This window comes from Mycobacterium sp. (genome assembly GCF_965229105.1).
Lineage (GTDB): Bacteria > Actinomycetota > Actinomycetes > Mycobacteriales > Mycobacteriaceae > Mycobacterium.
Genome location: NZ_OZ245858.1, coordinates 4,971,294 through 4,997,181, shown reverse-complemented (window position 1 = coordinate 4,997,181; position 25,888 = coordinate 4,971,294). Strand labels below are relative to the sequence as shown.

Annotated in this window: 25 protein-coding genes and 2 tRNA genes; 18 read left to right on the top strand and 9 right to left on the bottom strand. The window is 64.8% G+C overall.

Features of this window, described 5'->3' with window-relative positions:
- Positions 1–6: 6 nt before the first annotated feature.
- Both ADBZ9O_RS23410 and ADBZ9O_RS23405 read left to right on the top strand, forming a co-directional pair.
- The gene (locus ADBZ9O_RS23410) at positions 7–597 is read left to right on the top strand and encodes a hypothetical protein (RefSeq protein WP_526525332.1); all 591 of its coding nucleotides are present in this window, start codon (positions 7–9) and stop codon (positions 595–597) included.
- Positions 594–1,745: a GNAT family N-acetyltransferase gene (locus ADBZ9O_RS23405; RefSeq protein WP_526525331.1), complete on the top strand. Its 1,152-nt coding sequence runs from the start codon at positions 594–596 to the stop codon at positions 1,743–1,745. Before ADBZ9O_RS23410 ends, ADBZ9O_RS23405 begins: the two co-directional genes overlap by 4 nt.
- On the opposite strand, the gene ADBZ9O_RS23400 is transcribed toward ADBZ9O_RS23405, so the two are convergent.
- A complete protein-coding gene (locus tag ADBZ9O_RS23400; protein ID WP_526525330.1) occupies positions 1,740–2,951 on the bottom strand; it encodes an MFS transporter in 1,212 nt (403 codons plus the stop codon). The two genes, ADBZ9O_RS23405 and ADBZ9O_RS23400, sit on opposite strands and share 6 nt — an antisense overlap.
- A gap of 117 nt (positions 2,952–3,068) precedes the next feature.
- On the opposite strand from ADBZ9O_RS23400, the gene ADBZ9O_RS23395 reads away from it, so the two are divergent.
- The 4 genes from ADBZ9O_RS23395 to ADBZ9O_RS23380 all read left to right on the top strand — a co-directional run bounded on the left by ADBZ9O_RS23395 (position 3,069) and on the right by ADBZ9O_RS23380 (position 5,678).
- On the top strand, positions 3,069–3,857 hold the full coding sequence (locus ADBZ9O_RS23395) for a fumarylacetoacetate hydrolase family protein (protein ID WP_526525329.1): 789 nt from the start codon (positions 3,069–3,071) through the stop codon (positions 3,855–3,857).
- Positions 3,857–5,332 carry a glutamate--tRNA ligase gene (gene gltX, locus ADBZ9O_RS23390; RefSeq protein ID WP_526525328.1) on the top strand — a complete coding sequence of 492 codons (1,476 nt, stop codon included), beginning with the start codon at positions 3,857–3,859 and terminating at the stop codon, positions 5,330–5,332. Before ADBZ9O_RS23395 ends, gltX begins: the two co-directional genes overlap by 1 nt.
- Positions 5,333–5,436: 104 nt before the next feature.
- Positions 5,437–5,508, top strand: a tRNA-Gln gene (locus tag ADBZ9O_RS23385).
- 94 nt (positions 5,509–5,602) lie between these two features.
- Positions 5,603–5,678: transfer RNA gene (locus tag ADBZ9O_RS23380), tRNA-Glu, on the top strand.
- Between the two features lie 22 nt (positions 5,679–5,700).
- Here the strand turns inward: ADBZ9O_RS23380 and ADBZ9O_RS23375 are convergent.
- The gene (locus ADBZ9O_RS23375) at positions 5,701–6,198 is read right to left on the bottom strand and encodes a PPOX class F420-dependent oxidoreductase (protein ID WP_526525326.1); all 498 of its coding nucleotides are present in this window, start codon (positions 6,196–6,198) and stop codon (positions 5,701–5,703) included.
- A 200-nt stretch (positions 6,199–6,398) separates the two neighbouring features.
- The gene (locus tag ADBZ9O_RS23370; protein ID WP_526525324.1) at positions 6,399–7,100 is read right to left on the bottom strand and encodes an IclR family transcriptional regulator; all 702 of its coding nucleotides are present in this window, start codon (positions 7,098–7,100) and stop codon (positions 6,399–6,401) included.
- A gap of 103 nt (positions 7,101–7,203) precedes the next feature.
- Between ADBZ9O_RS23370 and leuC the strand changes: the two genes are divergently transcribed.
- From leuC to ADBZ9O_RS23355, 3 genes are all read left to right on the top strand, one after another.
- Complete coding sequence (gene leuC, locus ADBZ9O_RS23365; RefSeq protein ID WP_526525322.1) at positions 7,204–8,655, top strand: 3-isopropylmalate dehydratase large subunit; 1,452 nt, start codon at positions 7,204–7,206, stop codon at positions 8,653–8,655.
- Positions 8,655–9,251: a 3-isopropylmalate dehydratase small subunit gene (gene leuD, locus ADBZ9O_RS23360; RefSeq protein ID WP_526525321.1), complete on the top strand. Its 597-nt coding sequence runs from the start codon at positions 8,655–8,657 to the stop codon at positions 9,249–9,251. Before leuC ends, leuD begins: the two co-directional genes overlap by 1 nt.
- 199 nt (positions 9,252–9,450) lie before the next feature.
- On the top strand, positions 9,451–10,158 hold the full coding sequence (locus ADBZ9O_RS23355) for an HU family DNA-binding protein (protein ID WP_526525319.1): 708 nt from the start codon (positions 9,451–9,453) through the stop codon (positions 10,156–10,158).
- A 77-nt stretch (positions 10,159–10,235) separates the two neighbouring features.
- Here ADBZ9O_RS23355 and mutT1 read toward each other — a convergent pair whose 3' ends face one another.
- The 3 genes from mutT1 to cofC all read right to left on the bottom strand — a co-directional run bounded on the left by mutT1 (position 10,236) and on the right by cofC (position 14,149).
- A complete protein-coding gene (gene mutT1 / locus ADBZ9O_RS23350) occupies positions 10,236–11,153 on the bottom strand; it encodes an 8-oxo-(d)GTP phosphatase MutT1 (RefSeq protein ID WP_526525318.1) in 918 nt (305 codons plus the stop codon).
- A gap of 86 nt (positions 11,154–11,239) precedes the next feature.
- A complete protein-coding gene (locus ADBZ9O_RS23345) occupies positions 11,240–13,441 on the bottom strand; it encodes an RNA degradosome polyphosphate kinase (RefSeq protein WP_526525316.1) in 2,202 nt (733 codons plus the stop codon).
- A 21-nt stretch (positions 13,442–13,462) separates the two neighbouring features.
- Positions 13,463–14,149: a 2-phospho-L-lactate guanylyltransferase gene (cofC, locus tag ADBZ9O_RS23340; protein WP_526525315.1), complete on the bottom strand. Its 687-nt coding sequence runs from the start codon at positions 14,147–14,149 to the stop codon at positions 13,463–13,465.
- A 149-nt stretch (positions 14,150–14,298) separates the two neighbouring features.
- Here cofC and ADBZ9O_RS23335 point away from each other — a divergent pair, with 149 nt between their 5' ends.
- Genes ADBZ9O_RS23335 through ADBZ9O_RS23325 form a run of 3 tightly spaced genes read left to right on the top strand, consistent with a single transcriptional unit; the run spans position 14,299 to position 17,582 of the window.
- Complete coding sequence (locus ADBZ9O_RS23335) at positions 14,299–15,309, top strand: NAD(P)H-dependent glycerol-3-phosphate dehydrogenase (protein WP_526525314.1); 1,011 nt, start codon at positions 14,299–14,301, stop codon at positions 15,307–15,309.
- 7 nt (positions 15,310–15,316) lie between these two features.
- The gene (locus ADBZ9O_RS23330) at positions 15,317–16,438 is read left to right on the top strand and encodes a cystathionine gamma-lyase (RefSeq protein ID WP_526525313.1); all 1,122 of its coding nucleotides are present in this window, start codon (positions 15,317–15,319) and stop codon (positions 16,436–16,438) included.
- 28 nt (positions 16,439–16,466) lie between these two features.
- Positions 16,467–17,582, top strand: coding sequence for a D-alanine--D-alanine ligase family protein (locus tag ADBZ9O_RS23325; protein WP_526525312.1), 1,116 nt, complete (start codon positions 16,467–16,469; stop codon positions 17,580–17,582).
- A 9-nt stretch (positions 17,583–17,591) separates the two neighbouring features.
- Here ADBZ9O_RS23325 and ADBZ9O_RS23320 read toward each other — a convergent pair whose 3' ends face one another.
- Together ADBZ9O_RS23320 and ADBZ9O_RS23315 are read right to left on the bottom strand one after the other, a co-directional pair.
- Complete coding sequence (locus tag ADBZ9O_RS23320; protein ID WP_526525310.1) at positions 17,592–18,164, bottom strand: DUF3515 family protein; 573 nt, start codon at positions 18,162–18,164, stop codon at positions 17,592–17,594.
- The gene (locus ADBZ9O_RS23315; protein WP_526533412.1) at positions 18,161–18,403 is read right to left on the bottom strand and encodes an Lrp/AsnC ligand binding domain-containing protein; all 243 of its coding nucleotides are present in this window, start codon (positions 18,401–18,403) and stop codon (positions 18,161–18,163) included. Before ADBZ9O_RS23315 ends, ADBZ9O_RS23320 begins: the two co-directional genes overlap by 4 nt.
- Positions 18,404–18,541: 138 nt before the next feature.
- On the opposite strand from ADBZ9O_RS23315, the gene ADBZ9O_RS23310 reads away from it, so the two are divergent.
- The 3 genes from ADBZ9O_RS23310 (at position 18,542) to ADBZ9O_RS23300 (ending at position 20,776) form a co-directional block, all read left to right on the top strand.
- Positions 18,542–19,492 (top strand): thiamine-phosphate kinase, encoded by a 951-nt coding sequence (locus tag ADBZ9O_RS23310; protein ID WP_526525309.1) that lies wholly within the window; start codon positions 18,542–18,544, stop codon positions 19,490–19,492.
- A 24-nt stretch (positions 19,493–19,516) separates the two neighbouring features.
- Positions 19,517–20,197: a uracil-DNA glycosylase gene (locus tag ADBZ9O_RS23305; protein ID WP_526525307.1), complete on the top strand. Its 681-nt coding sequence runs from the start codon at positions 19,517–19,519 to the stop codon at positions 20,195–20,197.
- A 117-nt stretch (positions 20,198–20,314) separates the two neighbouring features.
- A complete protein-coding gene (locus ADBZ9O_RS23300; RefSeq protein WP_526525306.1) occupies positions 20,315–20,776 on the top strand; it encodes an Hsp20/alpha crystallin family protein in 462 nt (153 codons plus the stop codon).
- A 96-nt stretch (positions 20,777–20,872) separates the two neighbouring features.
- Here ADBZ9O_RS23300 and rpmB read toward each other — a convergent pair whose 3' ends face one another.
- A complete protein-coding gene (rpmB, locus tag ADBZ9O_RS23295) occupies positions 20,873–21,067 on the bottom strand; it encodes a 50S ribosomal protein L28 (RefSeq protein ID WP_526525305.1) in 195 nt (64 codons plus the stop codon).
- A 196-nt stretch (positions 21,068–21,263) separates the two neighbouring features.
- Between rpmB and fakA the strand changes: the two genes are divergently transcribed.
- The 3 genes from fakA to ADBZ9O_RS23280 are packed head-to-tail and all read left to right on the top strand — an operon-like array spanning position 21,264 to position 25,871.
- On the top strand, positions 21,264–22,940 hold the full coding sequence (gene fakA, locus ADBZ9O_RS23290) for a fatty acid kinase ATP-binding subunit FakA (protein ID WP_526525303.1): 1,677 nt from the start codon (positions 21,264–21,266) through the stop codon (positions 22,938–22,940).
- Position 22,941: 1 nt separating this feature from the next.
- Complete coding sequence (recG, locus tag ADBZ9O_RS23285) at positions 22,942–25,164, top strand: ATP-dependent DNA helicase RecG (protein WP_526525302.1); 2,223 nt, start codon at positions 22,942–22,944, stop codon at positions 25,162–25,164.
- On the top strand, positions 25,161–25,871 hold the full coding sequence (locus ADBZ9O_RS23280) for a GmrSD restriction endonuclease domain-containing protein (protein ID WP_526525301.1): 711 nt from the start codon (positions 25,161–25,163) through the stop codon (positions 25,869–25,871). The genes recG and ADBZ9O_RS23280 overlap by 4 nt, the downstream gene beginning before the upstream one ends.
- Positions 25,872–25,888 lie beyond the last annotated feature (17 nt).

The following is a 25,888-nucleotide window of genomic DNA, read 5'->3' as shown; positions in this document are numbered from 1 at the left end:
CCCATTTTGGCCGCGACGCTGACCCGGCAATGCTGGCTGTTCGCGATCGGCTCGTCGTTCTTCGCGCTCGCGACGATCCCGGGTTTTCCGGCGCTCACCAATGCCGGGGTCGCGAATGTGTTGTGTTTCATCGGGTCCTGGTTCTTCACCAGCGCCGCGTGGATGCAGCTGAAGTTGTCCGGTCAGCACCGCGACGCCAACTGGTATTCGGCGGCAGCACAATTCGTCGGAACGCTGCTGTTCAACATCAGCACGGGTTCGGCGGTGTGGGCGCATGCAATCAGGGCGGAGCGGCGCCTCGTCTGGGCGCCGGATGCCACCGGTTCGATCGCCTTCCTGGTGAGCGGGCTACTCGGTGTCCTCGCGGTCTCGGCGGCGATCGGCACACTGGCGCTGAAATCCCGTGACTGGCAGGCAGAGTGGATCAACCTGATCGGTTGTATCGCCTTCGGCGTTTCCGCGGTGGCGGCTTTTGTCAGTAAGACCGGCATCACCGAGGACGCGAAGATGGCGAATCTGGGCACCTTCATCGGTGCACTGTGTTTTCTGGCGGCGGCGCTGTTAATCCTGCCGCGATGGGAGAAGGAACGTCCGTGATCGAGACGACTGCCATCCGTGATGCCGCGGGATTGGGAGAGCTCCGAGATGAGTGGGCCGAGCTGCACTCGAAGTCCCACGCGGGCACACCGTTTGAGCACCCGGGCTGGGCGCAGGTCTGGGCCGAGTACTTTGTCCCGGATGGCGACCTGGAGTGCGTGGCTGTCCGCGACTCGGACCTTGGCGGGGCCCTGATCGGATTCGCCCCGATGTATCGGGGCCGTCACTCCTTTGCCGGGGTACGCGCCCGATGCATCCGGCCGCTGGGCACTGGTGGGCGCGAAGAGCTGACCGAGGTCGTTCAAGTGCTGGCACTGCCGGACCGGACCAGTGAGGTGCTCCGTGCGCTCGTCTATCACCTCGAGAGCCTGCAGGGATGGAGCTGGGCGCAGCTCTCGCTGGGGCCCGACCAGGGATGGCTGCTGCCGCAGTGGCTCGATGACCCGGCCAACGGAATGATCAAACAACGCAACACCAGGCCGTGCGTGATCATCAGCGATCTGCCTTCTGACGTGGACAGCCTCAGGAGCGGACTGAAACGCAACGTTCGAGAGTCGGTGCGGCGGAGTAAGAATCGGTCGGCGAAGCACGGCGGTATGACATTTCGTTGTGCCTCTGAGGTTGACGACGTCGCGACAAGTGTTCGAAGGCTCATCGAGCTGCACCGGATGCGGGCCCGAATGGGAGGAAAGGTCGAACACTCCGACAAATTCAGCAGCGAGCTCGAAGGTGACTTTCTGGTGCGCGCCGCCAGCGCCCTTGCGCGAGATGGGTTGGCCCGAGTCCATCTCGCCGAGCACTTCGGTGAGCCCGTGGCCGCGCTTCTGGTGCTATCCGACGCGGGCACCGACTATCTGTCCGTCACCGGCCTCAACCCGGACTTCTGGGAACTCAGTCTCAATACAATGCTGATTTTCCAGGCTTTGTCCGAGGCCATCGGCCGTGGTCGCCGCTCATTCAATCTGTCGACGGGCCCCGATATCGCCAAGTTGCGCTGGACGTCGACGGTGACCACCTTCCACGACTTTGCGATCGTGCGGTCAGATCGCAAGTCCCGCTTGCTTTACGCTGCCTTCGCCCACGCCAGCCTGGCCTTGGACAACCGCAGCGATGCGCGCCAACACCGGGTGCTCAGTTCGGGTTCATGAGGTTCGCGCAGCGCGCATCGGGTCGGCGTCCACCGGCACCAGCGGCAGCGCTATCAGCGGGAACACCGCACACACCGCGAACGCCAATGGGAAGCCGGCGATGGCGATCAGCCCACCGAACACCGGAGGCACGATCCCCCCGGTGAGCAGCTGGGATGTGTTCTGAGTGCCCAGGGCGCGCCCGCTCCAGAAGGGTCCGGCGATCTCGGCGATCGCGGTGAAAGCCAAACCGTTGTCGGACACCGTGATCACCGATGCGACGACCATCACCGCAACGCTCAGCGGTGAGTGCAGCTGATCGGTCAGTGCCAGCAGGCCCATGGCGATCGCGGCGCCGATCGCGATGGTGCGGATCGGCTTCAGCCGTGACCCGGTCATATCTGACCAGCGGCCGGCTGCGATTCGACCTGCGGCGCCAAGGATCTGGGCGAAGGTCACCAAGGCACCAGCTGAGGCCGCCGACCAGCCGCGGTCGGTCATCAGCCACACCAGGGTGAACGTCCACACCAGAATCTGCGGCGCGACGAGCAGCACGGACACGGCGTGGATGCGCCACAGCACAGACGAGTTCCGGTACGGGTTGGCCAGGTGCTCAGCCGGTGCTTCCGCGCGCGGAGGTCGTGGTGGATTCTTGACACCGGCGGCGCTGAAGAGCGCGGCCAGCGCACACAGCACGGCGGGGAACAGTAATGCGCCCGCCACCCCGTGCGCTTGAGCCAACTGCGGAATGACCAAAGCGCCCAGGCCGACTCCCAACGGCGTCGCGGTCTGCCGGATGCCCATCACCAGGCCACGCTGCTGTGGCGGGAACCATCCGACGACCAGCCGGCCGCTGGCGGAATTACTACTGGCCGCAGCCATCCCGCCGATGAACAGCAGCGCCCCCACGGCAAGAAGGGAGTGCACCGATGCCGCGGCGAAGGCGGCGGCCGCGGTCAACGCCGAACCGATGCTCAGCACGATCCGCTCGCCGAACCGGTCCACCGCGTAACCCCACCCGATGAGGGTGACGACCATGCCGAAGCTGGGCATCGCCGACACCAGTCCGGCCTGCGCGAGATCAAGTCCACGTTCGGTATGCAGGGCCGGGATGAGGAAGGCCACACCGTTGATGAACACGTTCGCGAACAACGTGGCCGTCAGCGCGATGAACAGCATCGACCATCGCCGGAAGGTGCCGATCTGGTTGATGGAGGAGTCGGCCATGGCGTCCATGCTCGCATGACTGTCCCACTATGTGATTATCGATCTCATATGGTGAGAGATGACGTTCCTTACCCGGCCCTACCGAAGTCGGCCAGTGGCCCTCACTAGGCTGGACGAATGCGTTTGGGACGAGTCGCCAGCCCCGATGGGGTCGCCTTTGTGAGCATCGAGGGAGATTCCGGTCAGGAGTCAGCCCGTGAGATCGCCGAACATCCGTTCGGTACGCCGACATTCACCGGGCGGGCGTGGCCGCTGGCCGACGTCCGACTGCTGGCGCCGATACTGGCCAGCAAGGTGATCTGCATGGGCAAGAACTACGCCGCCCACGCCCTGGAGATGGGCGGGGTCGCACCAGAGGATCCGGTCATCTTCCTCAAACCCAATACCGCGATCATCGGGCCCAATGTGCCGATCCAACTGCCCGCCGACGCGTTTCCCGTGCATCACGAGGGTGAGCTGGCCGTCGTGATCGGCAGGCCATGTAAGGACGTTCCCGCTGCGAAGGCGTACGAGAACATCCTGGGCTACACGATCGCCAATGATGTCTCGGCACGTGATCAGCAGAAAAAAGACGGCCAGTGGATGCGGGCCAAAGGCCATGACACGTTCTGCCCGGTCGGCCCGTGGATCGTCACCGACCTCGATCCCTCCGATCTGGATCTGCGCACCGAGGTCGTGCACGATGGGGTAGCCGAGCTGCGCCAACACAGCCGGACGTCGTTGATGATCCACGATATCGGCGCGATCATCGAGTGGGTGTCGGCGGTGATGACGCTGCTCCCTGGTGACCTCATCCTGACCGGGACGCCGGAAGGGGTCGGGCCGGTCGAGCATGGCGACACCGTCAGCATCACCGTCGAGGGGATCGGCACTTTGACCAATCCTGTTGTGCGAAAAGGAAAGTGATGACAACCCCAGCTTCTGGACCGGTACGGGTCAGGTTCTGTCCTTCGCCGACGGGTACTCCTCATGTCGGATTGGTTCGCACCGCGTTGTTCAACTGGGCCTACGCCCGGCACACCGGCGGCACCTTCGTCTTCCGGATCGAAGACACCGACGCCGCGCGCGATAGTGCCGAGAGTTACGCCGCGATCCTCGACGCATTGCGTTGGCTTGGCCTCGATTGGGATGAAGGCCCCGACATCGGTGGCCCGCATGCGCCCTACCGGCAGTCGCAGCGCGGTGAGATCTATCGCGATGTCGTCGCCCGTCTACTGGCGGCCGGAGAGGTCTACGAGGCCTATTCCACCGCAGAAGAGGTCGAAGCGCGCCACGTGGCGGCGGGCCGAAATCCCAAGCTGGGCTACGACAATTACGACCGGCACCTGACTGCCGAGCAGAAGGCGCAGTTTGAAGCCGACGGTCGCAAACCGGTGCTTCGGCTGCGGATGCCCGACGAGGACCTGACGTGGAACGACCTGGTGCGTGGTCCGACGACGTTCGCGGCGGGCACGGTGCCCGATTTCGCGATCACCCGTGGCAGCGGCGATCCGCTCTACACGTTGGTCAACCCCGTCGATGACGCGCTGATGAAGATCACCCATGTGCTGCGCGGTGAGGACATCTTGCCGTCAACGCCTCGGCAGCTGGCCCTCTACCAGGCGTTGATCCGCATCGGTGTTGCCGATGCGGTTCCTCAATTCGCCCATCTGCCAAGCGTTCTCGGCGACGGCAACAAGAAGCTGTCGAAACGTGATCCGCAGTCGAACCTCTTCCTGCACCGGGACCGCGGCTTCATCCCCGAGGGGCTGCTCAACTACTTGGCGCTCCTGGGCTGGGGGATCGCCGACGATCACGACGTGTTCAGCCTCGACGAGATGGTGGCCGCGTTCGACGTGGCCAACGTGAACTCCAACCCCGCCCGCTTTGACCAGAAAAAAGCCGACGCCATCAACGCTGAACACCTCCGGTTGTTGGCACCTGATGATTTCGCGGGCCGGTTGGGCGACTACTTCGCCACGCACGGTCACGACACCGGTCTCGACGACGCACAATTCGCGGAGGCCGCCGATCTGGTGCAGACCCGCATCGTCGTGCTCAGTGACGCCTGGGGGCTGCTGAGCTTCCTCAATGACGCCGAGTACACGCTGGATCCCAAGGCTGCCGCCAAGGAGCTGGGACCGGATTCCGCCCCGGTACTGGCCGCGGCGATCGCAGCGTTGGACGCGCTACCGGAGTGGACGACGGAGAAGATCGAGGCCGCGTTGAAGACGGCGCTGATCGAGGAGCTCGAGATCAAACCCCGCAAGGCGTTCGGCCCGATCAGGGTGGCTGCCACCGGGTCATCGGTCAGCCCACCGCTGTTCGAGTCGCTGCAGCTCCTGGGGCGCGATCGCAGCCTCGCTCGGCTGCGGGACGCGGCCGCGGTTAAAGACGCCTGAAATCTTTGGTAGTCTGCTCGTCGGCCGTAATCAGCTGGCCCGGATGTCACGCTTCCGCTCGTTATCGGCGGAATATGGCTCTGACCAGCCGATATAGGCCGTATTGGGGTATGGTGTAATTGGCAACACTAGGGATTCTGATTCCCTCATTCTAGGTTCGAGTCCTGGTACCCCAGCTTGGCAAAGCGATTAGGTCGCCACTTTGGCCTGAGCTATGCTGACAACCCGGTTCGCCCAGTTGTTTTTGGGGGAGCCGGACAGATTGGTTCTGGCCCCGTCGTCTAGCGGCCTAGGACGCCGCCCTCTCACGGCGGTAGCGTGGGTTCGAATCCCATCGGGGCTACCAATCTAAATTTCTCGCAACACCTCTAGCTCTTAGAGGCTGTGCTTCCGCCCAACGGGATTGACGGCATCCCGAGCTTGCGGTGATCCCATGACCGCGTGCGCGTGCTTCCCAGTCGCACTGCGACCCGCTTGTTCATCATCATGTCGACACCCGGCTTCATCTCCTCGGTGTACGGCCCGGTGTAGCGCTCCCACACGCTCACGCCGACGCGGAAGATCGTGTCGGGATCGTCGACGATCTCAGCCGTGCCTTCGAACGAGACCCCACGCAACGTGTCATAGGTGTCACCGTCCTCGATCAGGAACGTAAAACGCGGATCGCGGAACAGGTTGACGGCCTTCTGTGATTTCGCTTTCGTCTCCAGCCAGATTTCACCGTCCAGCACGCCGTACCACATGGCGACCAGGTGGGGTTGGCCCGTCGTGCCGATGGTCGCGAGGGTGCCCGTGCGGCTACGGGTGACGAAATCGGTGATCTCATCCGATGACATGACGATGTTCGAGCGCTGGTTGGTTCCCATCGGGGAAGTGTCGCAAACCACTCAATCGCCTTTGTCGCGGACTCCTCCCCGGCTCGTTCCTCGCCGCATCGTCGTCGCTCACAACCGCGCCTTTGTCGCGGACTCCTCCCCGGCTCGTTCCTCGCCGCATCGTCGTCGCTCACAACCGCGCCTTTGTCGCGGACTCCTCCCCGGCTCGTTCCTCGCCGCATCGTCGTCGCTCACAACCGCTTCGTCAGCGCGTCCGACGCGGCCAGCAGATCGGCCGCCCAGCGGGCGCCCGGGCGACGGCCCATCCGGTCGATGGGCCCAGATACCGATACTGCGGCGATCACTACGCCTTTGGCATCGCGGACGGGAGCGGACACGCTCGCCACGCCGGGTTCGCGTTCGGCCGCGCTCTGCGCCCAGCCCCGCCTGCGCACTTCGACCAGCGCCCGGTCGGTGAAGGTGGCAGTCGGTAGGACCGCCTGCTGGGTGGCATGGTCGCTGTAAGCCAGCAGAACTTTGGCGCCCGAGCCGGCCGTCATCGGCAGCCTGGCACCGACCAGGACGGTATCGCGAAGTCCCGCAGGGGGTTCAAGGGCGGCGATGCAGATGCGCGACGTGCCCTCGCGGCGATAGATCTGAACGCTCTCGCCGGTGATCTCACGCAATCTCGGCAGCACTGCCGCACCGGCGGCGATCAGCGGATCGTTCACCTGACCCGCCAGCTCGCTGATCGCAGGCCCCAGCCGCCAACGGCCCTCGGTATCGCGGGCCAGCAGTCGATGGACTTCCAGACCCGCGGCAAGTCGGTGCGCGGTGGCCCTGGGCAGTCCGGTGCGCTGACACAGTTCGGCCAGCCCGCAGGGAGACTCGGCGATCACATGCAATACGGACACCGCTTTGTCGAGGACGCCGATACCGCTATCCTGTCTCACAGAGAGATACTAGCTTCCCGAATGCTGAGATCGCCAGCCCCGACGACTCAGCGAGCCCTTCGGGAAATCGAGAACAACTCGAATCGAGAAGTGATGGCCAACAATGACTGCTGAAAACCGGACGCCGGAAAATCCCAAGCCACGGACCATGGCCGAAAAGGTTTGGGCGGACCACGTCGTCGCCTCGACAGAAGGCGAACCCGACCTGATCTATATCGACCTTCACCTCGTCCACGAGGTCACCAGCCCGCAGGCGTTCGACGGTCTCCGGCTCGCCGGACGGCCTGTGCACCGGCCGGATCTGACGATCGCGACCGAGGACCACAATGTGCCGACGGTCGACATCGACAAGCCGATCGCTGATCCCGTGTCGCGCACCCAGGTCGAGACCTTGCGCCGCAACTGCGAAGAATTCGGCATCCGGTTGCATCCGATGGGTGATGCCGAGCAGGGCATCGTGCACATCATCGGGCCGCAGCTCGGCCTGACCCAGCCAGGTATGACGGTGGTGTGCGGTGACAGCCACACTTCGACTCACGGCGCATTCGGCTCGTTGGCAATGGGAATCGGCACCTCAGAGGTCGAACACGTGCTTGCCACCCAGACCCTGCCGCTGCGGCCGTTCAAGACGATGGCGATCAATGTCGACGGCCAACTGCCGCCCGGAGTCTCCGCCAAGGACATCATCTTGGCGGTGATCGCCAAGATCGGCACCGGCGGTGGGCAGGGTCATGTCCTCGAATATCGGGGCAGTGCCATCGAGGCGCTCTCGATGGAGGGCCGGATGACGGTGTGCAACATGAGCATCGAAGCCGGTGCCAGGGCAGGTCTGGTGGCGCCCGACGAGACCACCTACGCCTACCTCAAAGGCCGCCCACACGCGCCGACGGGTGCTGACTGGGATGACGCGGTCGCGGCGTGGGATCAGCTGCGTACCGACGACGGCGCCGAATTCGACACCGAGGTCTACATCGACGCCGCCACCTTGAGCCCGTTCGTGACCTGGGGTACCAACCCGGGGCAGGGCGTCCCGCTGTCGGCGGCCGTGCCCGACCCGGCGCTGATGACCAACGACGGTGACCGGGAGTCAGCGGAGAAGGCGTTGACCTACATGGACTTATCGCCAGGGCAGGCGATGCGTGATATTGCCGTGGACACCGTCTTCGTCGGTTCCTGTACCAATGGCCGGATCGAGGATCTGCGGGCGGTAGCGGAGGTGCTGCGCGGGCGGACGGTGGCCCAGGGCCTCCGGATGCTCATCGTTCCGGGGTCGATGCGGGTCAAGGCCCAGGCCGAATCTGAGGGGCTCAGTGAGATCTTCACCGCCGCGGGGGCCGAGTGGCGACAGGCCGGCTGCTCGATGTGCCTGGGCATGAATCCCGACCAGCTCGCTCCGGGTGAGCGGTGCGCGTCGACGTCGAATCGGAATTTCGAGGGCCGCCAAGGCAAGGGCGGGCGCACCCATCTGGTGTCACCCGAGGTGGCCGCGGCCACCGCTATTCGCGGAACCCTGTCATCCCCGGCCGACTTGAGCTCGGCAGGAAGGACCAAATAATGAAGGCTTTTCACACCCACACCGGTATCGGCGTTCCGCTGCGACGGACCAATGTCGATACCGACCAGATCATTCCTGCGGTCTACCTGAAGCGGGTCACCCGAACGGGTTTCGAGGACGGACTGTTCGCCGCTTGGCGCAATGATCCGAGCTTTATTCTGAATCTGAGTCCGTTCGATAAGGGTTCGGTATTGGTCGCCGGCCCCGATTTCGGGACCGGCAGCTCGCGCGAACACGCCGTCTGGGCGCTCATGGACTACGGCTTTCGGGTAGTTATCTCGTCTCGGTTCGCAGATATTTTCCGCGGCAATGCCGGAAAGGCCGGCCTGTTGGCCGCCGAGGTGGCCCAAGATGATGTGGAACTTCTTTGGAAGTTGATCGAGCAGAGTCCGGGCTTGGAAATCACTGTGAACCTTCAAGATCGGAATATCACCGCGGGAACAGTGGTGGTGCCGTTCACGATTGACGACTACACCGCATGGCGACTGCTCGAGGGACTAGACGATATAGGCCTTACGCTGCGGAAACTCGATTCGATCCAGGCGTACGAGGCGGCCAGGCCGACCTGGAAGCCACACACTCTTCCGGCTCTCTGACGGGTCGCAAAGTCCCCAATTAGCGGTCCCTCAAGGCGTTCTCAGGGCCCGTCCCGACCGCCCAAGGGCGGCAACCAGATTGCTGAAAAGCTCAACAGCTATGCCTGAAATTGCGCGTGGCTCTTGGAAATCAGCGGTAATAGGGTTTACCGTGTCCTCTAGTCGGTCCAAGTAGGACCACTGGCTTCGGAGGTTTTGCATGAACAAAGCAGAGCTCATCGACGTACTCACGGAGAAGTTGGGCTCGGATCGTCGGCAGGCTACCGCTGCCGTCGAGAACGTTGTCGACACCATCGTGCGTGCAGTCCATAAGGGCGACAGCGTCACCATCACCGGTTTCGGTGTTTTCGAGCAGCGCAAGCGTGCTGCTCGTGTCGCGCGCAATCCGCGGACCGGCGAAACCGTCAAGGTAAAGCCGACTTCCGTGCCTGCGTTCCGCCCGGGTGCGCAATTCAAGGCGGTTGTGGCTGGCTCGCAGCGCCTTCCGGCTGACGGCCCGGCCGTCAAGCGCGGTGTGGTTGCGGGTCCGGCCAAGAAGGCTGCCGCCAAGAAGACGGTCGCCAAGAAGGCGCCCGCCAAGAAGGCAGCGGTCAAGGCTGCTCCGGTGAAGAAGGCTCCGGTCGCGAAGAAGGCTCCGGTCGCGAAGAAGGCTCCGGTTGCCAAGAAGGCTCCGGTTGCCAAGAAGGCGCCCGTTGCCAAGAAGGCTCCGGCCACCAAGGCTCCGGTCAAGAAGGCCGCCGTCAAGGCTCCGGTCAAGAAGGCTGCCGTCAAGGCTCCGGCCAAGAAGGCACCCGTCGCCAAGAAGGCGCCCGTTGCCAAGAAGGCTCCGGCCACCAAGGCTCCGGTGAAGAAGGCTGCCGTCAAGGCTCCGGCCAAGAAGGCGCCGGCCAAGAAGGGCCGTAAGTAGTACAGATCAGTAGCACTGACCACGAATACGCCGCGAGACACTAGGTCCCGCGGCGTATTTGTGTGTCGGTCTGAAAGTTACAGCTCGCTGGCGAGCGGGCTACTGACGTGGTCGGCGGCGATCAGTCGCCGTCCCGACAGTGACATTACCCACACGCTGCCTTTGCGATTACGCGACTTGTCGGGTCGCACGCCATCGCGCTCACACCACCACGCGATGAGGTCGGGGATGACCTTGCCCTGCGTGCAGATGACCCTGGTGCCTGATTTGGCCGCGATCTCCAGCACACGTTGACGGGTGCGCTTGTGGTCTTTGGCGTACACCTCTTCGGTCAGCAGCGGTTCGTCGCGGATGGTGACCCCCAGCTCTTCGGCCAACGGCTCGATCGTCTGGTGACACCGCGTCCGATCGGCGGCGTGTAAGTCGGTCGCGCCGAAGGCAAGTAGCAGCCCGACCAGTGATTCCGCCTGCGCCCTGCCGTGTTTATCGAGTGGTCGCTTGCGGTCGTCACCCTTGTAGCGGCTCTTCCGGCCGGCCGTCCCGTGCCGCACGATCAACACGGTCTGGGTATCCGCCGGTTGTTTGGTGAACCGGCGCAACACCTTCCGGTCGGCCGGATAACCGACCTGGGTGATGGCCTCGGAGACGGGTAACCAGACCAGTTTGTCCACCTCGTCATTGGGGGTGAATTCGGCGTCGAAAGACGTCGTCGAACTGTCCGCGCGGGCGGACCAGTACCAGACTTTCTTCTTGCCCCCTTCGATCGGGTAGCTGACCGACATCAGTCGTCGGCCGAGCACCGACGAAAAACCGGTCTCCTCCTGGATTTCGCGCACCGCGGTCACCGGTTCGGTTTCACCTGGATCGACCTTGCCCTTGGGCAGTGACCAGTCGTCGTAGCGCGGGCGGTGGATGACGGCTACCTCCGGGCCGGTTGCGCCGGGTCGCCATAACACCGCTCCGGCCGCGAGCACCGGTTTGTTTAGTTCTGGCACCTTCACTCCTGCAGGTCTATTCGGTTCGGCTTCCGACACGCCTGTGCGCGGCAGAGGTGGCCGGACAATCGAAACGGCAGCCCAGGTCAGTGATTCCGATGCTTCTTCATCAGGAATACCTGATGATCGCGCACTGTCTGACCCTCCTGCGGAGAGGCGGTCCAATGGCCGTCGGGTCCCAACTCCCAGCAGCGGGTGGTCGGATCCATCGTCGACTCGAAGTTCTCGTCCAACGCAGCGGTCAGTCTTGGATCCTTGACTTGAGCCATCACCTCGACTCGCCGATCCAGATTACGATGCATCATGTCGGCACTGCCTATCCAGAACTCATCGATGGCGCGGAAGTGAATAATTCGCGAGTGCTCGAGGAAGCGGCCGAGAATTGAGCGCACGGTGATGTTCTCGGAGAAGCCCTCGGCGCCTGGGCGCAGCGCGCAGATACCCCGCACCACCACCTCGACCTTGACCCCGGCCTGAGACGCTCGGTAGAGCGCGTCGATGACCTGTTCGTCAACGAGTGCGTTGGCTTTCAACCGGATCCGCGCATCGGCGCCGTCCTGCCCTGCGGCCACCTCTCGTTCGATCCGCTCGATGATGCCCTTACGGACACTATGCGGGGCGACCAGCAGGTTTCGGTAGGTCACCTTGCGCGAGTAACCGGTCAGCGAGTTGAACAGATCGGTCAGGTCTGCGCCGATATCGGGGGCGGCGGTCAACAAGCCGACGTCCTCGTACAACCGGGCGGTCTTCGGGTTGTAGTTGCCCGTGCCGATATGGCAGTAGCGCCGGATCGTCGAACCCTCACGCCGCACCACCAGACAGGTCTTGCAGTGCGTCTTGAGTCCGATCAGGCCGTAGACGACGTGTACGCCGGCCTGTTCGAGTGCTCTGGCCCATTTGATGTTGGCCTGTTCGTCGAATCGTGCCTTGATCTCGACCAGTGCAACGACCTGCTTACCGGCCTCGGCGGCGTCGATGAGCGCATTGACGATGGGGGAGTCGCCCGAGGTGCGATACAGGGTCTGCTTGATTGCCAGCACATTCGGGTCGGCCGCGGCCTGTTCGATGAACCGCTGCACCGTGGTCGAGAACGAGTCGTAGGGATGATGCACCAGCACGTCACCGTCACGGAGCGTCGAAAAAATGCTCTTGGGCGTCTCGCGCTCACCGAATGCCGGCGGCGTCAGGGGTACGAAGACAGGGTCCTTGAGCTTGGGCCGGTCGACGCCGTAGATCTGCCACAGCGATGACAGGTCGAGTAGCCCCGGAACCTCGATCACATCACCGGGATTGACGTCGAGCTCCCGCAGCAACAGCTCGAGCATGTTCTCGGTCATATCGTCGGCGACCTCAAGACGTACCGGCGAGCCGAACCGCCGGCGGGCCAATTCCCGTTCCAGCGCCTTCAGCAGATCCTCGTCGCGGTCTTCTTCCACGTCGAAATCGGCGTTGCGGGTGATCCGGAAGGCGTGGTGCTCGACGATTTCCAGACCCGGGAACAACACCGACAGGAATGCCGCGATCAGTTCCTCCATCGGCAGGAACCGGACGGCGTTGTGTCCCCCTGTCGCGCTGCCGGCCTCACCCTCGGGGCGCCCGTCGAGCTGGACGAACCGATCGACGTTATCGGGCACCTTGATACGGGCGAAATGTTGTGTGCCGTCCTCGGGTACCCGGACCGTGATGGCCAGGTTCAGGCTCAGTCCACTGACGAACGGGAACGGATGCGCGGGGTCGACGGCCAACGGGGTCAGCACGGGGAAGACCTGTTCGTGGAAGTACGTCGACAACCGGCCGCGCTCACCGTCGTTCAGATCGGCCCAGTTAACCACCAGGATGCCCTCGTCGGCGAGCGCAGGGCGGACCGAATCGAGGAAGACCTGGGCGTGCCTGTTGGCGATCTGCTGGGTGCGCTCACCGATCCGGCGCAACTGTTCGCGTGGGGAAAGGCCGTCGGCACTGCGGACCGAGAGGCCCATCTCGTCGCGACGTTTCAGACCAGCCACTCGCACCATGTAGAACTCGTCGAGATTCGACGAGAAGATCGCGAGGAACTTGGCGCGTTCCAGCAAGGGCAGTGAGGTGTCCGCCGCCAGTGCCAGCACGCGTGCGTTGAAGTCGAGCCAGCTCAGCTCGCGGTTGAGGTACCGGTCCTCGGGCAACGCGTCGAGTTCTGCCGGGCTGGTCGCCGCAGGTGGCGCATCCGGCGTGTCACCGGTTTGCCAACCGTCCTCGCCGGAAGCTGCTTCGGTCTCGGTCGTATCGGTTTCGGTCACAGCTGCGATCATCCCTCATCGCACAAGCAGTCGCTAGCGTCGATCGGTTGCGTGATCGGTCGCACGCCGGGTTGCCGACCCGACACCCAGGTGCCGGGCGAGAAGAAGGTCATCGGGGGTGTCGATATCGCAGCGTAGGCCCGGCCAGGCTCCGGTGAGCTCGATTGCTCCCGATTGGGTATGTCGCGCAGCTGAATTCGCACCGAACAGGGGATCGAGAGGCGCGCCGAAGCCGAACAGGGCCGAGGTGCCGGTGCCGTGGCGATCGGAGACGAAACTGCGCGCATAGCTCCTGGCGGCAGTGATCGCCTCGGCGAGTTCCTGTGTCTGCAGCGCAGGCAGATCCCCTTGCAGAACAACGATATTCGCGACTCCGGGCCGCAGCGCAGCCTCGGCGGCTCCGATCGCGTTGTTCAGCGGATTGCCGTGGCCCTCGGGGGTCGGGTCTGCCAGCACCTGGGCGCCGAGCTCGATCGCGGCCGCCGCGGCGTCCTCATCGGGGGTGACGACGGTGATCGACCGCACAGCCGATACCTTCGACGCGGCGGTGATGGTGTCGACCAGCATCGCCAGCACCACCTGTTCTCGGGTCTGCGCCGAGAACACCGGAGCTAATCGAGTCTTCGCCGCGGCCAGTCGCTTGACGGCGATGACCAGCGCAACGTCACTGACGGGGCGGCTGTCGCTGTTCAAGGGACCGCCCCCGTACATGCCGCTCATGGGGCCATCCTGCCAGCGCAGCTCTCTGCGATTGTCACGCACTAGGGTGGAAGCACCCGATGCGGTGGCACTATTCCGTTACTTCGATACCCGACGACAATCGATACCTACAACACCCGATCCCTACAACACGACGAGGAACTCCGGCGATGGCCAGCACGGTAGGCACCGCGGCGGTGATGGGGGCGGGTGCCTGGGGCACCGCCCTGGCCAAGGTGCTCGCTGATGCAGGTAACGACGTCAGGCTCTGGGCCAGGCGCGCGGACGTCGCCGACGAGGTGAACAGCACCCACCGCAATCAGGGCTATCTCCCCGATGTCGCGTTGTCACCGGCGATTGCAGCCACCACCGATGCTGCCGAGGCGCTCGACGGGGTGACGACGGTGCTGCTGGCCGTTCCCTCGCAGAAGCTGCGCGGCAACCTCGAGCACTGGGCGCCGCTGATCGTGCCCGGCGCCACGCTGGTCAGCCTGGCCAAAGGTATCGAATTGGGCACGCTGATGCGGATGAGTCAGGTCATCACCCAGGTCACCGGCGCCGATCCCAGTCAGGTCGCGGTGCTGTCGGGCCCCAACCTGGCCAGTGAGATCGCCCAGGGGCAACCCGCGGCCACCGTCATCGCCTGCACCGACTCCGGGCGGGCGGTCACCCTGCAGCGATCGTTGAACACCCGCTACTTCCGGCCCTATACCAATGCCGATGTGATCGGGACCGAGGTCGGCGGGGCGTGCAAGAACGTCATCGCCTTGGCGTGTGGCATGGCGGCTGGTGTCGGACTGGGGGAGAACACCGCAGCAGCCATCATCACCCGCGGACTGGCCGAGATCATGCGGCTGGGCATCGCCCTCGGCGCCAAGGGTGCGACGCTGGCCGGGCTGGCCGGGGTCGGTGACCTGGTGGCCACCTGCAGTTCACCGCAGTCCCGCAACCGCGCCTTCGGGGAGCGCCTCGGCAAGGGGGAGTCGCTCGATGCCGCGCAGCGCGCAGCAGGCGGCCATGTCGCCGAGGGCGTCACCTCGTGCGAGTCGGTGCTGGCGCTCGCATCGAGCTATGACGTGGAGATGCCGCTGACCGAGGCCGTGCACGGTGTCTGTCACCGGGGGATGTCCGTCGTCGAGGCGGTCGCGCTCCTGCTCGGCCGCAGCACAAAACCGGAGTGATGAAATCATGAGCGCAGCCACCTACGGAGATTCGACCCGCAGCGTCAAAGCAGTCAGCTCCGCTGCCATAGCGGGGCAGCCGGTGAGTCCGATGCCCGTGCCCGCCTCCACTTTTCACCTTTCTGCCGAGGAGTCCGACGATCAGGATTTCTATGGTCGCGCCTCCAATCCGACCTGGCGACAGGTCGAGGCCGCCCTGGCCCAGCTCGAAGGAGCCTCGGCGGCATTGGTTTTCGGATCGGGGATGGCTGCCATCACCGCCGCGCTGCGGGTCCTGGTAACTCCGGGTTCGGTACTGGTGGTGCCGGCCGACGGTTACTACCAGGTGCGTCGGTACGCATCGGAATACCTTGTCCCGCTTGGTGTTACCGTCCGCGAAGCGATGAGCTCAGAGATGGTCGATGCCGCTCACGATGCCGATGTGGTGATTGCGGAAACCCCGGTCAATCCCACCTTGGACGTCGTCGACCTGCATGCGCTGGCGGCCGTGTGCCGCGCCCGCGACGCTCGACTGCTCGTCGATAACACCACTGCCACTCCGTTGGGCCTGCAGCCGTTATCGCTTGGCGCTGATCTTGTGGTGGCCAGCGCCACCAAGGCACTGTCCGGCCACAGCGATCTGCTGGCCGGTTATGTCGCGGGCAGCAGGCCGGAGCTGATGGCCGCCATCGCCCGCGAACGACTGCTCACCGGGCCGATCCTGGGCGCTTTCGAGGCGTGGCTGCTGCTGCGCAGCCTGGGTAGTGCAGGTCTGCGCATCGACCGGCAGTGCCACAACGCGCAGGCGCTCGCCACCATGTTGCGCAGCCATCCCGCGGTGCAGTCCGTTCGCTATCCGGGCCTGGCGGGCGATCCGGCGCACGAGGTGGCGTGCGCCCAGATGCGCCGCTTCGGTGGGCTGGTGTCTTTCGAACTTGCCGACGCCGCCGCGGTCTACGCCCTGGTCGAGAACAGCGATCTGCTGGTCGCGTCGACCAGTTTTGGCGGTATTCACACCTCGGTGGACCGCCGGGCGCGCTGGGGCGATCCGGTCAGTCCCGGGTTCACCCGGATCTCTCTTGGCATCGAGGACACCGACGATCTGCTGGCCGATATCGGGCAGGCTCTGGATACGGGAAATCGTGCATGACATCGCGGGCCGGTAGCCTCTCTAGGTTGTGACTGCTCGGTCGAACCCCCGTATCCGTGTCGCCGTCGTCTTCGGTGGGCGCAGCAGCGAGCACGCTATTTCCTGTGTGTCCGCGGGCAGCATCCTGCGCAATCTCGACCCGCAGCGTTTTGAAGTCGTCCCGGTCGGTATCACCCCTGACGGATCGTGGCTGCTCAGCGATGCCACGCCGGCCAGCCTGGCCATCGCCGACGGGCAGCTGCCCAAAGTCACCGGGACCTCGGGCACGGCGTTGGCGTTGACCGCCGATCCGCGCAGGCGAGGGCAGTTGTTATCGCTGGGACGCGGTGCCGGCGAGATTTTGGCGTCGGTCGACGTGGTGTTCCCCGTTCTGCATGGTCCCTACGGCGAAGACGGCACCATTCAGGGTCTGCTGGAACTGGCCGGGGTGCCGTATGTCGGGGCCGGCGTGCTGGCCAGTGCGGCCGGGATGGACAAGGAATTCACCAAAAAGCTGTTGGCCGCCGAAGGTCTTCCGATCGGCGACCAGATCGTGTTGCGATCAGGGCGGGCGACGCTCGAACTGGAGGAGCAACAGCGTCTCGGGCTGCCGGTGTTCGTCAAGCCCGCGCGCGGTGGATCGTCGATCGGTGTCAGCCGGGTGACCGAATGGGCGCAGCTGCCCGCGGCGATCGCCAATGCGCGCAAACACGACCCCAAGGTCATCGTCGAAGCCGCCATTCCCGGCCGGGAGTTGGAGTGCGGCGTGCTGGAGTTGCCTGACGGGGCGGTCGAGGCCAGCACCGTCGGTGAGATCCGCGTCGCCGGTGTCCGTGGGCGTGAGGACGGCTTCTACGATTTCGCCACCAAGTATCTCGAGGACGCCGCCGAACTCGATGTGCCGGCCAAGATCGATGATCAGGTGGCCGACGAGATCCGGCAGCTGGCGATCCGGGCGTTTCATGCCATCGACGGCCAGGGCCTGGCCCGGGTCGATTTCTTCCTGACTGACGCCGGCCCGGTGATCAACGAGATCAATACGATGCCCGGGTTCACCACCATCTCGATGTATCCGCGGATGTGGGCCGCCAGTGGGGTGGACTATCCGACGCTGCTCGCGGCGATGGTTGATACGGCCGTGGCGCGGGGCACCGGGCTGCGCTGAGGCCGCTGACTATTGGGCTGGCCCCGGGTCGAGCGGGCGGGCTGGCAGCGTGTCGGAGATCACCCCGGAAATATCCTGAATCGGCGTCGGTCCTGAATCCTGGGGCAGAGTCAGCGCCACGTACAGCCCACGATCGACGGCGAACCAGGTGATCAGACCCGTGGCCGGATCACTGACCCGGAACCACTGCACGTCGTCGACCTGTTGAATCGGTGTGCCCACCACGAAATCGATTGGCCGGTCCAGGCCGCACCGCAGGATGACCGGGTCGGTGCCCGGCGCGGTCCGCCACGAGGCGGTGCCTTCTGGTGCGGGTTCGGCGGCCTGCGCCCGCCGGAAGTCGCCGAGTTGGTCTGGCACCGCGCGCAGCAGGGCCTGGCAACCGGGATCCCCGGCCTGCGGCGCGGGCACGGACGAAATGGCGACAGGGGTATCGGCGGGTTTGCGCGTGGAGGCGATCGCCAGGATCACCCCGATCGCAGCGACCGCGACCACCAGGGCAGCGATCAGGATCGCCCGCGGCGGCCCATCGCGGTCCGTTTCCGGTGGCTCCGTGCCCGGTGGCGAAGTGTCCGGATTCAAGCGGTTTCGGGGCCCGCGATCGGGCAGGTCAGGGTACGGGTGATGCCTTCGACGGCTTGCACACTGGAGACGATATCGGTCTGGAGGGTCGCGTCGTTCTCGGCGCCGACACGGACTACGACGTCATAAGGCCCGGTGACATATTCCGAGGTCAGCACGCCGGGTAGGGCGGCCACCTGCTTGGCGACGACCTCCGCGCGGCCCACCTCTGTCTGGATCAGCATGAAGGCCTCGACCACCCCGTGTACTCCTGCCCCGATTTTGATGCCCCACATAGACTGGCGTGTCCTGCCGCTGGCTGCGTCGACAGGGACCAAACGTACCGCAGGTCGTGCCGGTGTTCAGGGCAGGCGGCCGACCGCACACAAGAGAGTGACATGGGCGACGAACCGACGATGCGCGAGCTGGGTGAGTTCACCGTCATCGATCGTCTGGTGGCCGATAGACGACAGCCCGAGACCGTCGTGGTGGGCCCCGGCGATGACGCGGCAGTGCTCTCGATACCTGATGGCCGGGTGGCGGTATCGACTGACATGTTGGTCGAAGGCAGGCATTTCCGGCTCGACTGGTCGACTCCGCATGACATCGGCCGCAAGGCTATTGCGCAGAACGCCGCCGATATCGAAGCGATGGGTGGTCGCCCGAGTGCCTATGTGATCGGTTTCGGTGCGCCACCTGACACACCGGCCAGATATGCCGATGAGCTATCTGCCGGGATGTGGGAAGAGGCCGCCAAGACCGGCGCAAGCATCGTCGGTGGCGATCTGGTCAGCAGCCCGCAGTGGGTGGTGTCGGTAACGGTGTTGGGGGAGTTGGCAGGTCGCCAACCGGTGTCCCGCGGTGGGGCACGCGCCGGGTCGGTGGTGGCGGTAGCGGGTCAACTGGGTCGATCGGGTGCCGGATACAGCTTGTGGCGCAACACTATCGGCGGATTCGACGAGCTGCGGCGTCGACATCTCGTGCCCGAACCGCCCTACGGCCAGGGGCGAGTCGCCGCCGAGGCCGGCGCGACCGCCATGACCGATGTCTCCGACGGGCTCATCGCCGACCTCGGCCACCTTGCCGTTGCGTCCGGTGTCGCCATCGATCTGTCTACCGATGGCCTGATCGCGGACCATGCTGCGCTGGTCGATGCCGGCGCCGCGCTCGGGGTTGACCCATGGGAGTGGGTGCTCGGAGGTGGTGAAGATCACGCGTTGGTGGCTTGTTTTGCCGGTCCGCCCCCGCCGGGTTGGCGGGTGATCGGACGGGTGCTCGACGGTCCCGCTCAGGTGCTGGTTGACGGACAACCCTGGACCGGGTCGGCGGGTTGGGAATCCTTCGACTGAATCGGGCACGTTAGGTTGGTGGCCGTGAGCGCGCGCCCCTTGAAAGAACTCATCGACGACGGCTGGGCGCAGGCCCTGGCACCGGTCGAGGCCACTATCGCCCAGATGGGCGAATTCCTGCGAGGCGAGATCGCGCAAGGCCGCGGATATCTGCCGGCCGGGGCTAATGTGCTGCGCGCCTTCAGTTTTCCGTTCGATGCGGTCCGGGTGCTGATCGTCGGCCAGGATCCCTACCCAACACCGGGACATGCTGTGGGGCTGAGCTTTTCGGTGGCTCCTGACGTCCGACCGCTGCCGCGCAGCCTGGAGAACATCTACAAGGAGTACATGAGTGATCTGGGCCTCCCCAAGCCGTCCAACGGCGATCTGTCGCCGTGGTCGCAGCAGGGGGTGATGCTGCTCAACAGGGTGCTCACGGTGGCCCCGGGCACTCCGGCGTCGCATCGGGGCAAGGGCTGGGAAGCGGTCACCGAATGTGCCATCCGCGCGCTGGTTGCCAGGGACCAGCCACTGGTGGCGATTCTGTGGGGACGCGACGCGTCCACCCTCAAACCGATGTTGGGCGCCGACTGTGCGGCCATCGAATCAGCCCATCCCTCACCGCTATCGGCGTCGCGGGGGTTCTTCGGATCGAGACCGTTCAGCCGGGCCAACGAGTTGCTGGCGGCGCGCGGAGCCGATCCGATCGACTGGCGATTGTCGTAAAAAAGCCCGAAATTTAGTCTGGCACTCTCCGGTCGAGAGTGCTAAATTCGGCGGTGCACAGTGATTGGTCGCCCGCCAGGGTGGCGGGCCCAGAGCGACAAATGGAGGTGAGTTGCTGTGCTTCGTTTTGATCCGTTCAGTGATATCGACACTCTGACCCGTGGCTTGCTGGCCAGCCAGACGGGATCACATCGCAGTCCTCGGTTCATGCCGATGGACCTCTGCAAAATCGCCGACCACTACGTCTTGACGGCGGATCTGCCTGGCGTGGACCCCGGCTCGATCGACGTCACCACCGACAACGGGACATTGACGTTGACTGCGCACCGATCTGCCCGCAGCGAGGACTCCGTGCAGTGGTTGACCAGCGAGCGATTCTTCGGCACCTATCGTCGCCAGTTGTCTCTCGGTGACGGAATCGATGCGAGCCGGATCTCGGCAACCTACGAGAACGGCGTGCTCACCGTGACAATACCGGTTGCCGAGGCCGCCAAACCGCGACGCATCGACGTGGTGCGTGCCGCCGACAATCAATCGAACGAAGCCACATCGATCGAATCGAGGACCATCGACGCGTAGTAAACAGACACAAACGGAGACTCGCCCCGCGTCTGCGGGGCGGGTTTTTCCGTATTCAGAAGTCGCACCGGCCACCGGGTAGGCGGCCGAACGCGACTAGCCGCGAAGTACCTTACCGGCCTTGATGCAGGAGGTGCAGGCGTTGACGCGCTTCTTGTTACCGCCGGGACGGCTCACTGCGTGCACAACCTGGATGTTCGGATCCCAGCGACGGCTGGTCCGACGGTGGGAATGCGAGACAGACTTCCCGAAACCGGGGCCTTTTCCGCAGATATCGCATACGGCAGCCATGTGTCACCACTCCTCATCGTAAAAAAGCTTTGCGTCAATACTGAAGGGCCAACAACCGGATACGGGTGACCCGACAACCTGACCAGGATACCGGCCACACCGGAGATCGCCAAAATGGTGTGCACAGGCCCGATGTCTGAGTATGCCTGTCAGCCGTACTGACTAGGCTGACGCCCGCACACAGAAGGGGTCAGGGATGTCGGATCGTCGGCTCGACGGGGCCGCCTTGCGGGACTGGGCGCATACCGCGGTTGGCGATCTCATTGCCTGTACCGACGAGATCAATCGCCTCAACGTGTTTCCGGTTGCGGATGCCGATACCGGCACCAACATGCTGTTCACCATGCGCTCCGCCCTGGCCGAAGCCGATTCGGCGCTGTCGTCGGCATCGGGCTCGGCCGACGTCGTGGCCGTTGCCACCGCACTCTCGCAGGGTTCGCTCCACGGTGCCAGGGGAAATTCCGGTGTGATCCTGTCGCAGATCCTGCGCGGTATCGCCGATGTCACCGCGTCGGTCGTGTCGGATTCCCAAGGCGATATCGGCGATATCGACGCCACGACGTTCGGCGCCGCCCTGCGGCACGCGGTCGGGCTGGTGGTGTCGTCGATGGGCGGCGACGCCGTGCCGGGCACCATCGTCTCGGTGCTGCAGGCGGCCGCAGCCGCAGCCGAGGACCGCGCCGCGGACGGTGCCAGTCTGGCCACCGCTGTCGCCACTGCTGCCGATGCGGCGGTCGTCGCGCTGGACCGCACACCTGAACAACTCGCGGTCCTCGCCGACGCCGGCGTGGTGGACGCGGGCGGTCGGGGACTGGTTGTCCTGCTGGATGCACTGCGTTCCACCATCTCCGGGGACGCCCCGGTGCGCCCGGTGTACGAGCCGCGCGCGATGCCACCGGTTGAGGGCCCCGCTGATGGTCGCCCCCCTCTGCAATTCGAGGTGATGTATCTGCTGGCCGGCTGTGGCGCTGATCGTGTCGACGCCCTGCGTGACCGGCTCGACGAGCTGGGGGACTCCGTCGCGATCGCAGCGGCCGCTGGCTATGCCTTGGAGGGCGGCCACTCGGTGCACGTCCATACCGATGACGCGGGTGCGGCGGTGGAAGCGGGTCTGAGGTTCGGCACCTTGAGCCGCATCCAGATCTCCGCCCTCAACGCCGGTGCGGCGGGGGTGGCACCGGGAAGCTGGATCAGGGAGCGGGCCGTTTTGGCGGTGGTTGACGGTGACGGGGCGGAGGCCCTGTTCGCGGGGGAAGGTGCCGCGGTGCTGCGGCCCGATACCGATCAGGATGTCGCCATCAGTGCGCAGCAGCTGGTGCGCGCCTTGGTCGACACCGGTGCCGCGCAGGTCATGGTGCTGCCCAACGGATATGTGGCGGCCGAGGAGCTGGTCGCCGGGTGTACTACGGCGATCGGTTGGGGTATCGACGTGGTCCCGCTGCCCACCGGGTCGATGGTCCAAGGTCTGGCCGCGCTGGCCGTGCATGAAGCTGACCGCCTCGCCGTCGATGACGGCTACACAATGGCGGCGGCGGCCGGGGCCACCCGCTACGGCTCGGTACGGCTGGCGACCGAGGACGCCTTGACCTGGGTGGGTCCCTGCCGGCGTGGTGACGGCCTCGGTATCGCCGGGGACGAAGTACTGGTCGTGCGCCACGATGTGACGGCCGCCGGGCGCGGGCTGATCGACCTGATGCTCGGCGTCGGTGGCGAACTGGTCACCGTGCTCGTTGGTGAGGAGCTGGGGGATGAGGAGGGTGAACATGTCGCCACGATGCTTGGCGAGCATGTGCGAAGACATCACCTCGGCACGGAACTCGTCAGCTACACGACGCGTCATCGCGGTGATGCCTTGATCATCGGGGTGGAGTGACGTGGCGGAATTATCGGACCGGCTCGATTTCATCGTCGGCAAGAAGGCGGCCAAACAACTCGACGAGGTGTTCGGTATTCGCACCGTTGACGACCTGCTGCGGCACTATCCCCGCAAATACAGCAAGGGCGCTTCGGTTTTCGGTGAAGGTGACGAGCCGCCGGAGGAAGGTGAGCACATCACCTTCGTCGATACCATCACCGATGCGGACCTGCGGTACGTCAAGGGCGACCGCAAACGTGAATACCTCGTGATCACGCTGGGTGACCGGCGGCCCAAGGTGACCGCGACGTTCTTCAACGCCAAATTCATCAAGCGCACCCTTGTCGAGGGCACCCGGGTGATGCTGTCCGGTGAGGTCGGTTTCTTCAAAGGCACGATGCAGCTGACACATCCGGGGTTCCTGATCCTGGGGGATTCAGGTGTCCGCGGTAGCAAGTCGCTCAAGGCAATGGTCGACACCTCTGTCGAGGGCGAGCTGGACATGTCGGTGTTCGAACGTGATTTCATCCCGATCTACTCGGCCAGTGCGAAACTGCAGAGCTGGGATATCTACGCCTGCATCCGGCAGGTCCTGGCGGTACTCGATCCCGTGCCGGACCCGGTGCCCGAAGACGCTCTGCGCGAACGCAATCTGGTTGCCGAGGACTGGGCGCTGCGCGCCGTGCATCTGTCCGAGAGCCCTGAGGAACGCGATGTGGCCCTGGACCGGTTGCGGTTCGACGAGGCGGTCGGGCTGCAGTGGGAGCTGGTCACCCGCCGCTACGGTGAGTTCTCGGAGACGGGCCCACCGGCGCCGCGCCGCGACGACGGACTCAGTGCAGCACTGTTGCGGCAGTTACCGTTTGAGCTGACTACCGGTCAACGTGAGGTGTTGTCGGTGATCACCGACGAGCTGGGATCGACACGCCCGATGAACCGCATGCTCCAAGGTGAGGTGGGGTCAGGCAAGACCATCGTCTCGTTGGTGGCGATGCTGCAGATGGTCGATGAGGGCTATCAGTGCGCGTTGCTCGCTCCCACCGAAGTGCTCGCCGATCAGCACGCCAGGTCGATGCGCGATGTGCTCGGCCCGCTGGCGATGGCCGGTGAACTCGGCGGCCCCGATGTTGCGACACGTATTGCGCTGCTGACGGGTTCGATGTCGGCGGCGCAGAAACGGGATGTGCGCGCGGAGATTGCCTCGGGCGAGGCCGGCATCGTGATCGGTACCCACGCGCTGTTGCAGGACGCTGTCGAATTTCATCAGCTCGGCATGGTGGTGGTCGACGAGCAACACAGATTCGGTGTCGAACAGCGAGACCGGTTGCGCGCCAAAGCTACCGGAGGTATCACCCCACATCTGCTGGTGATGACGGCGACGCCGATTCCGCGTACGGTGGCGCTCACTGTGTACGGCGATCTGGAGACGTCGACATTGCGCGAGCTGCCCCGCGGGCGGCAGCCGATCGCGACCAACGTCATCTTCGCCAAACAGCAGCCGTCGTGGCTGGACCGCGCCTGGGCGCGCATCGTAGAAGAGGTCAGAGCCGGTCGTCAGGCCTATGTGGTTGCGCCGCGGATCGACGACACCGATAAGCCGGCAGTCAACCGCAACAATCCCGACGGTTCGCCACCGCGTTCGGCGACGGCGGTGGTCGATCTGTATGCGAAACTGCAGGCCGGCCCGCTGGCGAGCGTGCGGGTTGGACTGATGCACGGGCGGCTGAGCGCGGACGAGAAGGACGCGGTGATGGCCGGGTTCCGGGCCGGAGAGATCGATGTCCTGGTGTGCACCACCGTCATCGAGGTCGGTGTCGACGTACCCAACGCCACGGTGATGGTGGTCATCGACGCCGACTGGTTCGGGATCAGCCAGCTGCACCAACTGCGCGGACGTATCGGCCGTGGCAGTCACCCCAGCCTCTGCCTGCTGGTAACCGATCTCCCTGAAGGCTCCAAGGCGGGCACGCGGCTGCGAGCGGTGGCCTCGACGCTCGACGGATTCGAACTCGCCGATCTCGATCTCCTGGAGCGCAGCGAAGGAGATGTGCTGGGCCGTAAGCAGTCCGGGCGCGCGATTACCCTGAAGCTGTTATCGCTGAATGAGCATCGCGAGATCATCGAAGACGCGCGGGAATTCTGTGAAGAGAGCTACCAGCGCGACCCGGCTGATCGTGGTCTGGCGCTGCTGGCCAGCCACTTCACCGATACCGAGGAGATCGAGTACTTGGACAAGTCGTGAAGCGCTCCACGTTGATGTGGCTGGCGCTCGCCGCGGTGCTGTCTGTGATCGTCGCCTACCAGGTGGTGGACGCGGCCGGGGAGCGGGCGGACTGGTACATCGCGCAGGCCGATGCACCCACGGTCGCACCTGGTGTCGATGTACTCAGCGGGATTACGGTGATACCGGCCAGGATTCGCAGCTACGACTATCGCCGCGACGCGTTCGGCGACGCCTGGGACGACGATAACGATGCGCCGGGCGGCCACAACGGTTGCGATACCCGCAACGACATCCTCAACCGCGACCTGGTCGACAAAGTGTTCGTGGCGATCAAACGTTGCCCGGATGCGGTAGCCAGCGGCACTTTGCATGACCCGTACACCAATGCCACCGTCGCGTTTGTCCGCGGCAATCAGATCGGTGCTTCAGTGCAGATCGATCACATCGTGCCGCTGGCGCTGGCCTGGGATCTGGGTGCTCGCGACTGGACCGACGAGATGCGGCTGCGGTTCGCCAACGATCCGGCCAATCTGATTGCCGTTGCAGGGCAGGCCAATCAGGACAAGAGCGATGGTGAGCCCGCGGTCTGGATGCCGCCGAATCACGCCTTCTGGTGCCAGTATTCGGTCCAGTTTTCCGCGGTGCTGCGGGGTTACGGGTTACCGGTGGATGCACCGTCGGTGCCCGTACTGCAACAGTCTGCCGCGACATGTCCGACCGGATGACCCAAGACGGCTGTGAC

Bases quoted from the DNA above. Each gene is read 5' to 3' on its own strand.
- ADBZ9O_RS23400 (WP_526525330.1), bottom strand. From the start codon at position 2,951: ATGGCCGACTCCTCCATCAACCAGATCGGCACCTTCCGGCGATGGTCG.
- ADBZ9O_RS23395 (WP_526525329.1), top strand. From the start codon at position 3,069: ATGCGTTTGGGACGAGTCGCCAGCCCCGATGGGGTCGCCTTTGTGAGC.
- gltX (WP_526525328.1), top strand. From the start codon at position 3,857: ATGACAACCCCAGCTTCTGGACCGGTACGGGTCAGGTTCTGTCCTTCG.
- ADBZ9O_RS23375 (WP_526525326.1), bottom strand. From the start codon at position 6,198: ATGGGAACCAACCAGCGCTCGAACATCGTCATGTCATCGGATGAGATC.
- leuC (WP_526525322.1), top strand. From the start codon at position 7,204: ATGACTGCTGAAAACCGGACGCCGGAAAATCCCAAGCCACGGACCATG.
- leuD (WP_526525321.1), top strand. From the start codon at position 8,655: ATGAAGGCTTTTCACACCCACACCGGTATCGGCGTTCCGCTGCGACGG.
- ADBZ9O_RS23355 (WP_526525319.1), top strand. From the start codon at position 9,451: ATGAACAAAGCAGAGCTCATCGACGTACTCACGGAGAAGTTGGGCTCG.
- ADBZ9O_RS23345 (WP_526525316.1), bottom strand. From the start codon at position 13,441: ATGATCGCAGCTGTGACCGAAACCGATACGACCGAGACCGAAGCAGCT.
- cofC (WP_526525315.1), bottom strand. From the start codon at position 14,149: ATGAGCGGCATGTACGGGGGCGGTCCCTTGAACAGCGACAGCCGCCCC.
- ADBZ9O_RS23335 (WP_526525314.1), top strand. From the start codon at position 14,299: ATGGCCAGCACGGTAGGCACCGCGGCGGTGATGGGGGCGGGTGCCTGG.
- ADBZ9O_RS23330 (WP_526525313.1), top strand. From the start codon at position 15,317: ATGAGCGCAGCCACCTACGGAGATTCGACCCGCAGCGTCAAAGCAGTC.
- ADBZ9O_RS23310 (WP_526525309.1), top strand. From the start codon at position 18,542: ATGGGCGACGAACCGACGATGCGCGAGCTGGGTGAGTTCACCGTCATC.
- rpmB (WP_526525305.1), bottom strand. From the start codon at position 21,067: ATGGCTGCCGTATGCGATATCTGCGGAAAAGGCCCCGGTTTCGGGAAG.
- fakA (WP_526525303.1), top strand. From the start codon at position 21,264: ATGTCGGATCGTCGGCTCGACGGGGCCGCCTTGCGGGACTGGGCGCAT.